The 12,230-nt window shown below is 65.5% G+C and carries 10 protein-coding genes; 9 read left to right on the top strand and 1 reads right to left on the bottom strand.

The features are described from left to right. Window positions 1-96: 96 nt before the first annotated feature. The 9 genes from G3N99_RS24670 (at window position 97) to G3N99_RS24630 (ending at window position 11,823) form a co-directional block, all read left to right on the top strand. Window positions 97-747, top strand: a complete 651-nt coding sequence (locus G3N99_RS24670) for a DUF502 domain-containing protein (RefSeq protein ID WP_069248829.1) — start codon at window positions 97-99, stop codon at window positions 745-747. Between the two features lie 67 nt (window positions 748-814). Continuing rightward, window positions 815-2,617: an aspartate--tRNA ligase gene (gene aspS / locus G3N99_RS24665; protein WP_206123694.1), complete on the top strand. Its 1,803-nt coding sequence runs from the start codon at window positions 815-817 to the stop codon at window positions 2,615-2,617. Between the two features lie 159 nt (window positions 2,618-2,776). Next, a complete protein-coding gene (nudB, locus tag G3N99_RS24660) occupies window positions 2,777-3,271 on the top strand; it encodes a dihydroneopterin triphosphate diphosphatase (protein ID WP_175970852.1) in 495 nt (164 codons plus the stop codon). Next, on the top strand, window positions 3,268-4,542 hold the full coding sequence (gene clsB, locus G3N99_RS24655) for a cardiolipin synthase ClsB (RefSeq protein WP_206123693.1): 1,275 nt from the start codon (window positions 3,268-3,270) through the stop codon (window positions 4,540-4,542). Before nudB ends, clsB begins: the two co-directional genes overlap by 4 nt. Window positions 4,543-4,742: 200 nt before the next feature. Further along, window positions 4,743-5,342 carry a TetR/AcrR family transcriptional regulator gene (locus G3N99_RS24650; protein WP_006751498.1) on the top strand — a complete coding sequence of 200 codons (600 nt, stop codon included), beginning with the start codon at window positions 4,743-4,745 and terminating at the stop codon, window positions 5,340-5,342. A gap of 58 nt (window positions 5,343-5,400) precedes the next feature. Beyond that, complete coding sequence (locus G3N99_RS24645; RefSeq protein WP_174940223.1) at window positions 5,401-7,188, top strand: acyl-CoA dehydrogenase C-terminal domain-containing protein; 1,788 nt, start codon at window positions 5,401-5,403, stop codon at window positions 7,186-7,188. Between the two features lie 113 nt (window positions 7,189-7,301). Then, window positions 7,302-9,737: a 3-hydroxyacyl-CoA dehydrogenase/enoyl-CoA hydratase family protein gene (locus tag G3N99_RS24640; RefSeq protein ID WP_046544448.1), complete on the top strand. Its 2,436-nt coding sequence runs from the start codon at window positions 7,302-7,304 to the stop codon at window positions 9,735-9,737. Between the two features lie 27 nt (window positions 9,738-9,764). Then, the gene (locus tag G3N99_RS24635; RefSeq protein ID WP_011353151.1) at window positions 9,765-10,964 is read left to right on the top strand and encodes an acetyl-CoA C-acyltransferase; all 1,200 of its coding nucleotides are present in this window, start codon (window positions 9,765-9,767) and stop codon (window positions 10,962-10,964) included. Window positions 10,965-11,055: 91 nt separating this feature from the next. After that, a complete protein-coding gene (locus G3N99_RS24630; protein ID WP_206123692.1) occupies window positions 11,056-11,823 on the top strand; it encodes an enoyl-CoA hydratase in 768 nt (255 codons plus the stop codon). Between the two features lie 51 nt (window positions 11,824-11,874). Here G3N99_RS24630 and G3N99_RS24625 read toward each other — a convergent pair. Next, window positions 11,875-12,230 (bottom strand): formate dehydrogenase accessory sulfurtransferase FdhD (locus G3N99_RS24625; RefSeq protein WP_206123691.1); only part of this gene is annotated, 356 nt, incomplete at its 5' end.

Here is a 12,230-nt window from a genome sequence, read left to right as displayed (position 1 = left end):
CCGCCCCGGCTGCAGCGCCCGCCGCCAGCAGTTGACCGTCGCGGCCCGGCCGGGCTGCGACCAACCCGCGCCGCCGGCGCGGTTCATTGACGGCAGATGATGAAAAAGACGACCCTGAAATCGGTGTTTCTGACCGGCCTGCTGGTTCTCGTCCCGCTCGCGATCACGCTGTGGGTGCTCGGTCTCATCATCGGCACGATGGACCAGACATTGCTCCTGCTGCCGGAATCGTGGCAGCCCGAGCGGATGCTCGGCTTCCATCTGCCGGGGATCGGCGCGGTGCTGACGCTCGCGTTCATCTTCGTCGTCGGGCTGGCCACGCAGAACTTCATCGGCCAGAAGCTCGTCACGTGGTGGAACGCCGTGGTGCGTCACATCCCGGTCGTCGGGCCGATCTACACGAGCGTCAAGCAGGTGTCGGACACGCTGCTGTCGAGCAGCGGCAACGCGTTCCGCAAGGCGCTGCTGATCGAATACCCGCGTCGCGGCTCGTATACGATCGCGTTTCTGACCGGCACGCCGGGCGGCGACGTGCTCAATCATCTGACGGAAGAATACGTGAGCGTCTATATCCCGACGACGCCGAACCCGACGTCGGGCTTCTTCCTGATGCTGCCGAAGAGCGAAGTCATCGAACTCGACATGTCGGTCGATGCCGCGCTCAAGTACATCGTCTCGATGGGCGTGGTGGCGCCCCCGGCGCCGGCTCCGGCGCCCGCACGCCGCCCCGTCGAGCCGCCGCTGTAAGTAAAGAATCATCGCCCGGGCCGCGCGTTGCGGCGCCCGTTGATCAAACCGAACGAAAGCAAACATCATGTCGATGCGTACTGAATACTGCGGTCTCGTGACCGAACACCTGCTGGGCCAAACCGTGTCGCTGTGCGGCTGGGTGCAGCGCCGCCGCGATCACGGCGGTGTGATCTTCATCGACCTGCGCGATCGTGAAGGCCTCGTGCAGGTGGTGTGCGACCCGGATCGCGCGGAAATGTTCGCGACCGCCGAAGGCGTGCGCAACGAGTTCTGCGTGCAGATCAAGGGCCTCGTGCGCAACCGTCCGGAAGGCACGGTCAACGCCGGCCTGAAGAGCGGCAAGATCGAAGTGCTGTGCCACGAACTGATCGTGCTGAACGCGTCGGTCACGCCGCCGTTCCAGCTCGACGACGACAACCTGTCGGAAACGACGCGCCTCACGCACCGCGTGCTCGACCTGCGCCGTCCGCAGATGCAGCACAACCTGCGCCTGCGCTACCGCGTCGCGATCGAAGCGCGCAAGTACCTCGACGAGCAGGGCTTCATCGACATCGAAACGCCGATGCTGACGAAGAGCACGCCGGAAGGCGCGCGTGACTACCTCGTGCCGTCGCGCACGAACGCGGGCCAGTTCTTCGCGCTGCCGCAGTCGCCGCAGCTGTTCAAGCAGCTGCTGATGGTCGCGAACTTCGACCGTTACTACCAGATCACCAAGTGCTTCCGCGACGAAGACCTCCGTGCCGACCGTCAGCCGGAATTCACGCAGATCGACTGCGAAACGTCGTTCCTCGGCGAGCAGGAAATCCGTGACCTGTTCGAAGACATGATCCGTCACATCTTCAAGACGACGATCGACGTCGAACTCGACGCGACCTTCCCGGTGATGCCGTACTCGGAAGCGATGGCGCGTTTCGGTTCGGACAAGCCGGACCTGCGTGTGCAGCTCGAATTCACCGAGCTGACCGACGCGATGAAGGACGTCGACTTCAAGGTGTTCAGCACGCCGGCCAACGCGAAGGACGGCCGTGTCGCGGCACTGCGCGTGCCGAAGGGCAGCGAGCTGTCGCGCGGCGACATCGACGGCTACACGGAATTCGTGCGCATCTACGGCGCGAAGGGCCTTGCATGGATCAAGGTCAACGAGAAGGCGAAGGGCCGTGACGGCCTGCAGAGCCCGATCGTCAAGAACCTGCACGACGCATCGATCGCGGCGATCCTCGAGCGCACCGGCGCTGAAGACGGCGACATCATCTTCTTCGCGGCCGACCGTGCGAAGGTCGTCAACGACAGCCTCGGCGCACTGCGCCTGAAGATCGGCCATTCGGAATTCGGCAAGGCGAACGGCTTCGTCCATGCCGGCTGGAAGCCGCTGTGGGTCGTCGACTTCCCGATGTTCGAATACGACGACGAAGATGCGCGCTACGTTGCTGCGCACCACCCGTTCACGAGCCCGAAGGACGAGCACCTCGAGTACCTCGAGACCGACCCGGGCCGTTGCCTCGCGAAGGCGTACGACATGGTGCTGAACGGCTGGGAAATCGGCGGCGGCTCGGTGCGTATCCACCGCGAGGAAGTGCAGAGCAAGGTGTTCCGCGCGCTGAAGATCGGTGCGGAAGAAGCGCAACTGAAGTTCGGCTTCCTGCTGGACGCGCTGCAGTACGGCGCGCCGCCGCACGGCGGTATCGCATTCGGCCTCGACCGCATCGTCACGATGATGGCCGGCGCCGATTCGATCCGCGACGTGATCGCATTCCCGAAGACGCAACGTGCGCAGGATCTGCTCACGCAAGCGCCGAGCCCGGTCGACGAGCGTCAGCTGCGCGAACTGCACATCCGTCTGCGTCAGCCGGAGCAACCGAAGGCGTAACGCGCTTCGTATCCGGTCGTGTGTGCGTTCGCGCGCACACGGCGCACATGAAAAAGGCGCAGCGATGCGCCTTTTTCGTTTTTTGCGGTACAGTCGCAGCACTTGCCGCCCGTTCGGAGCACATGCCCGGCGCGCGGCCCCGAGCTGCATGAAACAACGATGACGAAGCCGCCGAAAATCCCCGAATCCGTTCTTGTCGTGATCTACACGCCCGACCTCGATGTGCTCGTGATCAAGCGTGCCGACCAGCCCGATTTCTGGCAATCGGTGACCGGCTCGAAAGACGCGCTCGACGAACCGCTCGCGGTCACCGCCGCGCGCGAAGTGGCCGAGGAAACCGGCATCGCGATCGGCACGCCGGACGTGCCGGCCAGCGCGCTAGTCGACTGGCGCCACCGGATCGAATACACGATCTATCCGCAATACCTGCACCGCTATGCACCGGGCGTCACGCGCAACACCGAGCACTGGTTCGGCCTGTGCGTGCCGTATCGCGTCGACGTGACGCTGTCGCCGCGCGAGCATGTCGACCATGCGTGGCTGCCGTTCCGCGAGGCGGCCGCGCGCTGCTTCTCGCCGTCGAACGCCGAAGCGATCCTGCAACTGCCCGCACGCGTGGCACTCTCGCGCGCGCCGCACGGTTCGTCCGCATGACGGCGGAAGCCCGCAAGCGCTTCGCGCAATTGCGGCAAATGTTCCTGCAGGAACGCGGTTCCGCGTCGCGGCTTGCCTTCACGTCGGGCAATACCGTGCGGCTGTGCGAAGGCGGCGGCGCATTCTTCCGGGCATTGATCGAGCGGATCGATGCCGCCCGCGAGCAGGTGATGCTCGAAACCTACATCTTCTGCGACGACGCGGCCGGCCGGCCGGTGTCGGACGCGCTGATCCGCGCGGCGCAGCGCGGCGTGCGCGTGCGCGTGATCACCGACGGCATCGGCACCGCACGCCTGCCGTTGTTCGACACATGGGTGGCAGCCGGCGTCGAGCACTGCATCTACAACCGTTTCCTGTTCGGCCGCTTCGGCTTTTCGCGCACGCATCGCAAGCTCGCGGTGATCGATCATGCCGTCGCGTTCTGCGGTGGCATCAACATCATCGACGACTATGCACAGGGCGGCGCGACGCTGCTGTTTCCGCGCTGGGATTTCGCGGTCGAGATGGCGGGGCCCGCGGTGTCCGACGTGCGCGCCGCGTTCGAACTGCAGTGGCACCGGATCATGTTCGGCCACAAACCGTATGCGCAATATGCAGCCGGGCTGCATGGCGGCGAAGCATTCCCCGACATGTTCCGGCGCTGGATGCGCAGCCACCGGTGGATCAAGGCCGGTGCACTGCGGGTCGTGACGGAGCCGAGCGTCGCGTTCGTCGCACGCGACAATGTCGTGAACCGCCGCGCGATCGAGAAGGCGTATCTCGCGGCGATCGGCCAGGCGCGCCAGCGGATCCTGCTCGCCAATCCGTACTTCATGCCGGGCCGCAAGCTGCGCCGGGCGCTGACGGGCGCAGCGCGACGCGGCGTCGACGTGCGGATCCTGATCGGCCGCAAGGAATTCGCGGCGCTTGATACGGCCGTGCCGTTCCTCTATCACGCGCTGCTGCGCGCGGGCGTGCGCGTGGCCGAATACGACAAGACGATGCTGCACGGCAAGGTGGCCGTGATCGACGACAACTGGGCGACGGTCGGCTCGTCGAATCTGGACGCGCTGAGCCTGATGTTGAACAATGAGGCGAATGTCGTGCTGGTGCGCTACGATGCTGTCACGAACGAACTGCGCGACGCGATCGCGGCCGCATTCGCCGACGGTCGGGAAATCGACCCTGCTCGATTCGCCGCGCGCCCGCGCATCGAGCGCATGCTGAACTGGCTCGCCTATACGGCATATCGCCTCGTGATGAAGGCGCTGACGGTCGGTGGTTACGACTGACGAAGACTAAGCGTTCGCTTCAAAAAATCTGTCCGCACGTTCGTGCGGAAAAGCCGCTCCGGTCCCGCCGGAATCGCGCAAAATAGCGGCTCGGTTAGACACCGGTTTCTAATAATTTCCTTGTTTCGCGAGCGGCCGCACTCAATAATAGTACGGCCGTTCGATTTTATTCGAACCCCCGAACGGTTACAGAAATAGCTATGCGAAAAGGCGAACAGACGCGTGCCGCGATACTTGAAGCTGCTTTGGACCTCGCCAGCCGTGATGGGCTGGAGGGGCTGACGATCGGCCTGCTGGCCGAGCGCATGCAGATGAGCAAGAGCGGTGTGTTCGCGCACTTCGGATCGCGTGAGGACCTGCAGGTCGAGGTCGTCCGCGAGTATCACCATCGTTTCGAAAACGAGGTGTTCTTTCCGAGCCTGCGCGAGCCGCGAGGCTTGCCGCGCCTTCGGGCGATGCTGGCCCGCTGGACGGAGAAGCGCATCCAGGAGGTGACGACCGGATGCATCTACATCAGCGGTGCCGTCGAGTACGACGACCGGCCTGACAGCCCCGTGCGCGAGCAGTTGATCGCAAGCGTGACGGCCTGGCGTGCCGCGATGCTGCGTGCCATTTCGCAGGCGAAGGAAGAAGGCCATCTGCGTGCGGATACGGATCCGGACCTGATGCTCTTCGAGTTGTACAGCTTCACGCTCGGCCTGCATCACGATGCACGCTTCCTGCATTCGCCGGACGCCGTGCGCCTGACGTGGGCCGCGCTGGAAAAGACGATTGTTTCGTATCAGAGCGAGAGCCGTTAGCGGCGCGTGACCCGCCCGCCAGGAGCTCGAGCCGTTTTGCCCACCTTTGGAGAGAGTCATGGGACAGTACGCCGCGCCGCTGCGCGACATGCAATTCGTGTTGCACGAGCTTCTGAACGTCGAAGCCGAAGTCAAGCAAATGCCCAAGCATGCGGACCTCGACGCCGACACGATCAACCAGGTCCTCGAGGAAGCGGGCAAGTTCTGCTCCGAGGTACTGTTCCCGCTGAACCAGGTCGGCGATCGCGAAGGCTGCACGTATGAAGGCGACGGCGTCGTGAAGACCCCGACCGGCTTCAAGGAAGCCTACCAGCAGTACGTCGAGGCCGGCTGGCCGGCACTCGGCTGCGATCCGGACTACGGCGGCCAGGGCCTGCCCGCGTTCGTGAACAACGCGCTCTACGAAATGCTGAACTCGGCGAACCAGGCCTGGACGATGTATCCGGGCCTGTCGCACGGCGCTTACGAGTGCCTGCACGCACACGGTGCGCCGGAACTGCAGCAACGCTACCTGCCGAAGCTCGTGACGGGCGAATGGACGGGCACGATGTGCCTGACCGAGCCGCACTGCGGCACCGACCTCGGCATCCTGCGCACCAAGGCCGAACCCAACGGCGACGGCTCGTACTCGATCAGCGGCACGAAGATCTTCATCTCGAGCGGCGAGCACGACATGTCGAAGAACATCGTCCACCTCGTGCTCGCGCGCCTGCCGGAAGCGCCGCAGGGTACCAAGGGGATCTCGCTGTTCATCGTGCCGAAGTTCATCCCCGACGCAGCGGGCGAGCCGGGCGAGCGCAACGGCATCAAGTGCGGCTCGATCGAACACAAGATGGGCATCCACGGCAACTCGACGTGCGTGATGAACCTCGACGGCGCGACGGGCTGGATGGTCGGCGAGCCGAACAAGGGCTTGAACGCGATGTTCGTGATGATGAACGCCGCGCGCCTCGGCGTCGGCATGCAGGGCCTCGGCCTCACGGAAGTCGCGTACCAGAACTCGCTCACGTATGCAAAGGAACGCCTGCAGATGCGTTCGCTGACGGGCCCGAAGGCACCGGACAAGCCGGCCGACCCGATCATCGTGCACCCGGACGTGCGCCGCATGCTGCTCACGCAGAAGGCCTACGCCGAAGGCGCGCGCGCATTCACGTACTGGTCCGCGCTGCAGATCGACAAGGAACTGTCGCACGGTGACGAAGCCGTGCGCAAGGAAGCGGCCGACCTCGTCGCGCTGCTCACGCCGATCATCAAGGCGTTCCTGACCGACAACGCGTTCGAGTCGACCAACCACGCGATGCAGATCTACGGCGGCCACGGCTTCATCTCCGAGTGGGGCATGGAGCAGTACGTGCGCGACGCGCGGATCAACATGATCTACGAAGGCACGAACTCGATCCAGTCGCTCGACCTGCTGGGCCGCAAGGTGCTCGGCGACATGGGCGCGAAGCTGAAGAAGTTCGGCAAGCTCGTCACGGAATTCGCGGAAGCCGAAGGCGTGAAGCCGGAAATGGCCGAGTTCATCAACCCGCTCGCCGACATCGGCGACAAGGTGCAGAAGCTGACGATGGAAATCGGCATGAAGGCGATGCAGAACCCGGACGAAGTCGGCGCTGCCGCCGTGCCGTACCTGCGTACCGTCGGTCACCTGGTGTTCTCGTACTTCTGGGCGCGCATGGCACGCCTCGCACTCGACAAGGAAGCGTCGGGCGATCCGTTCTACAAGTCGAAGCTCGCGACGGCACGCTTCTACTTCGCGCGCCTGCTGCCCGAGACGGCGTCGACGATCCGCGCCGCACGCGCCGGTTCGAAGACGATGATGGAAGTCGACGAATCGCTGTTCTAATGCGAGTCCGGGCGGGGCGCGATGCGCGCCGCCCGAACGCAACGGTTCCTGGTACTCACTTCTCCGTGCAGCCCACACCTCCCGCGCTGCACGACACTATCCGGAGACATCCCGTGAGCAATTTCCTGATTCGCAAGGTCGCCGTGCTGGGCGCCGGCGTGATGGGCGCGCAGATCGCCGCGCACCTCATCAACGCGCGCGTGCCGGTGCTGCTGTTCGACCTGCCGGCCAAGGAAGGCCCGAAAAACGCGATCGCGCTGAAGGCGATCGAGAACCTGAAGAAGCTGTCGCCCGCGCCGTTCGGCGTGAAGGACGACGCCAAGTACCTCGAAGCAGCGAACTACGAAGACGACATCGCGAAACTCGCCGAGTGCGACGTCGTGATCGAAGCGATCGCCGAGCGGATGGACTGGAAGCACGACCTGTACAAGAAGGTCGCGCCGCACATCGCACCGAACGCGATCTTCGCGACCAACACGTCGGGCCTGTCGATCACGAAGCTGTCCGAAGGTTTCTCGGACGAGCTGAAGTCGCGCTTCTGCGGCGTGCACTTCTTCAACCCGCCGCGCTACATGCACCTCGTCGAACTGATCCCGACCGCGCATACGCGTCCGGAGATCCTCGACCAGCTCGAAACCTTCCTGACGAGCATCGTCGGCAAGGGTGTCGTGCGCGCGAAGGACACGCCTAACTTCATCGCGAACCGCGTCGGCATCTTCTCGATCCTCGCGGTGATTACCGAGGCCGCGAAGTTCGGCCTGCGCTTCGACGAAGTCGACGACCTGACGGGCAGCCGCCTCGGCCGCGCGAAGTCGGCAACGTTCCGTACCGCGGACGTGGTCGGCCTCGACACGATGGCGCACGTGATCAAGACGATGCAGGACAACCTCGCCGACGATCCGTTCTTCCCGGTCTACCAGACGCCTGCCGTGCTCGCCGAACTGGTGAAGCAGGGCGCGCTCGGCCAGAAGACGGGCGGCGGTTTCTACAAGAAGGAAGGCAAGGCGATCAAGGTGCTCGACGCGAAGACGGGCACCTACGTGGATTCGGGCGCGAAGGCGGACGAAACCGTCGGCCGCATCCTGAAGCGCCCGCCGGCGGAACGCCTGAAGCTGCTGCGTGAAACGGACCATCCGCACGCGCAGTTCCTGTGGTCGATCTTCCGCGACGTGTTCCACTACATCGGCGTGCATCTCGAATCGATCGCCGACAACGCGCGCGACGTCGATCTCGCGATCCGCTGGGGCTTCGGCTGGAACGAAGGCCCGTTCGAAGGCTGGCAGGCTGCCGGCTGGAAGCAGGTCGCCGAGTGGGTGCAGGAAGACATCGCGGCCGGCAAGGCACTGGCAAACGTGCCGCTGCCGTCGTGGGTGCTCGAAGGCGCGGTTGCCGAGAAGGGCGGCGTGCACACGGCCGAAGGCTCGTGGGCGCCGGCTGCGAAGCGTTTCGTGCCGCGTTCGGACCTCGCGGTCTACGACAAGCAGGTATTCCGTGCGCCGCTGCTCGGCGAAGCCGGTGCCGATCCGAAGACGTACGGCAAGACGCTGTTCGAAACCGACGCGGTGCGTGCATGGGTCGACGACCGTGCGGGTGAAGACGACGTCGTGATCGTGTCGTTCAAGTCGAAGATGAACACGATCGGACCGAGCGTGATCGACGGCCTCGTGCAGGCAATCGAACTCGCGGAGAAGGACTACAAGGGCGTGGTGATCTGGCAGCCGACGTCGCTGAAGCTCGGCACGCCGGGCGGCCCGTTCTCGGCCGGCGCGAACCTCGAAGAGGCGATGCCCGCGTTCATGATGGGCGGCGCGAAGGGCATCGAGCCGTTCGTGAAGAAGTTCCAGGAAGGCATGCTGCGCGTGAAGTACGCGAACGTGCCGGTCGTCGCAGCCGTGTCGGGCATCGCGCTCGGCGGCGGGTGCGAGCTGATGCTGCACAGCGCGAAGCGTGTCGTGCACGTCGAGAGCTACATCGGTCTCGTCGAAGTGGGCGTCGGCCTCGTGCCGGCGGGCGGCGGCCTGAAGGAAGCGGCGCTGCGCGCGGCGGATGCCGCTACGGCCGCGAACGCGACCACCGACATCCTGAAGTTCGTCACGAAGTCGTTCGAGAACGCGGCGATGGCGAAGGTCTCGGCGTCCGCGCACGATGCCCGTGCGATGGGCTACGTGAAGCCGTCCGACACGATCATCTTCAACGTGTTCGAACTGCTCGACACCGCGAAGAAGGAAGCGCGCGCGCTGGCCGCAACCGGCTACCGCGCACCGCTGCGCGCGAAGGACGTGCCGGTCGCAGGCCGTTCGGCGATCGCGACGATCAAGGCATCGCTCGTCAACATGCGTGACGGCCGCTTCATCAGCGATCACGACTACCTGATCGCGAGCCGCATCGCCGAAGCCGTGTGCGGCGGCGACGTCGAAGCCGGCAGCCTGGTCGACGAGCAGTGGCTGCTCGCGCTGGAGCGTCGTGCGTTCGTCGAGCTGCTCGGCACGCAGAAGACGCAGGAACGGATCATGGGCATGTTGCAGACCGGCAAGCCGGTGCGTAACTGAGCGAGCGGATAAGGCAAGGAGTCTCAAATGAGCAAACAATTGCAAGACGCATACATCGTCGCCGCCAGCCGCACGCCGATCGGCAAGGCCCCGCGCGGTGTCTTCAAGAACACGCGCCCGGACGAGCTGCTGGTCCACGCGCTCAAGTCGGCGGTGGCGCAGGTGCCGGGCTTCGACACGAAGCTGATCGAAGACGCGATCATCGGCTGTGCGATTCCGGAAGCCGAGCAGGGCCTGAACGTCGCGCGGATGGGCGCGCTGCTCGCGGGCCTGCCGCAGACGGTCGGCGGCGTGACGGTCAACCGCTTCTGCGCGTCGGGCATCACGGCGCTGGCCATGGCGGCCGACCGCATTCGCGTCGGCGAATCGGACGCGATCTTCGCGGGTGGCTGCGAATCGATGAGCATGGTGCCGATGATGGGCAACAAGCCGTCGATGTCGCCGCACATCTTCGATCGCAATGAAGATTTCGGCATCGCGTACGGGATGGGCCTGACGGCCGAGCGCGTCGCGGAGCAGTGGAAGGTGAGCCGCGAAGACCAGGACGCGTTCTCGGTCGAGTCGCACCGCAAGGCGCTTGCCGCCCAGCAGGCCGGCGAGTTCAACGACGAGATCGCCGCGTACACGATCACCGAGCGTTTTCCGAACCTCGCGACCGGTGAAGTCGACGTGAAGACGCGCGAGATCGCGCTCGACGAAGGTCCGCGTGCGGATACGTCGATCGAAGGCCTCGCGAAGCTGCGCACGGTGTTCGCGAACAAGGGTTCGGTCACGGCCGGCAACAGCTCGCAGACGTCGGACGGCGCGGGCGCGCTGCTCGTCGTGTCGGAGAAGGTGCTCAAGGAATTCAACCTGACGCCGCTCGCGCGCTTCGTGAGCTTCGCGGTGCGTGGCGTGCCGCCGGAAATCATGGGCATCGGCCCGAAGGAAGCGATTCCGGCCGCGCTGAAGGCTGCCGGCCTGAAGCAGGACGATCTCGACTGGATCGAGCTGAACGAAGCGTTTGCCGCGCAATCGCTGGCGGTGATGCGCGATCTCGGCCTCGACCCGTCGAAGGTCAACCCGATGGGCGGCGCGATCGCACTCGGCCACCCGCTCGGCGCGACCGGCGCGATCCGCGCGGCGACCGTCGTGCACGGCCTGCGTCGCCGTAACCTGAAGTACGGGATGGTCACGATGTGCGTCGGCACCGGCATGGGCGCCGCGGGCATCATCGAACGCCTGTAAGCGGAGCGCGACAAGAGCGACGACGGTGCGCGGGCCACGAGCTCGCGCACCGTTTTTTCATTCCGATAGAGGAAAGTCAAAGGAGACGGTTGTGGCCGAAATTCAAGTGGAACGCGCCGATGGCGTGATGACGATCACGATCGCGCGCCCGGCGAAGAAGAATGCGCTGACGGCGGCGATGTACCAGACGATGGCCGACGCACTCGCCGAAGCGCAGGAAGACAAGGCGGTTCGCGTGATCCTGCTGCGCGGTGGCGACGGCAACTTCACCGCGGGGAACGATCTCGAGGATTTCCTGAAGTCGCCGCCGAAGGACGACACCGCTCCGGTGTTCCAGTTTCTCGCACAGATCAGCAGCGCGAGCAAGCCGATCGTGGCCGCGGTACCGGGCCTGGCGATCGGCGTCGGCGTGACGATGCTGCTGCACTGCGATCTGGTCTACGCGGCCGATACCGCGACGTTCTCGCTGCCGTTCACGCAGCTCGGGCTGTGCCCGGAAGCCGCGTCGAGCGTGCTGCTGCCGCGTCTGGCCGGCCATCAGGTCGCGGCCGAGAAGCTGCTGCTCGGCGAGGCGTTCGACGCGCTGGAAGCGCACCGGATCGGCATCGTCAACCGTGTGCTGCCGGCGGCCGAGCTCGACGCGTTCGCGGCGAAGCAGGCGGCGAAGCTCGCGGCGCTGCCGGCGGCATCGCTGCGGGTGACGAAGGCGCTGCTGAAGGACACGGGCGGCGTGGCGACGCAGGCGCGGATGGCCGAGGAAGCGGGCCACTTCGCCGCGATGCTGCGCGCGCCGGAAGCGCGCGAGGCGATGACCGCGTTCTTCGAGAAGCGCAAGCCGGATTTCCGTCAGTTCGACTGACGGAGCAGGGCACGCCGGCGGTGAACCGCCGGCGTGCTCCCGCGATCACGATCAGGCTGTGCCGTAATCGACGTGGCCGGTTTCGCGGCAGAAGCTGACGAGCCGCAAGCCGGCTGCTTTCGCGATCTCGATCGCGAGCGACGACGGCGCGGAGATCGTCGCCACCAGCGGGATGCCGACCCGTGCGGCCTTGCGGACGAGCTCGTAGCTCGCGCGGCTCGACAGGAACACGAAGCCGTCGGTCGCGTCGGCGCGCGACAGCACGAGCGAGCCGATCAGCTTGTCGAGCGCGTTGTGGCGGCCGACATCCTCGAACGCCATCCGGATCGCGCCTGTTGCGTCGCACCACGCGGCCGCATGCAGGCCGCCCGTGAGCCGCGTGAGCGCCTGGTGGGCCGGCAGCGCCA

This window comes from Burkholderia sp. Ac-20392 (assembly GCF_017104585.1).
Lineage (GTDB): Bacteria > Pseudomonadota > Gammaproteobacteria > Burkholderiales > Burkholderiaceae > Burkholderia > Burkholderia lata.
This window is presented reverse-complemented; position numbering and strand designations above follow the sequence as displayed.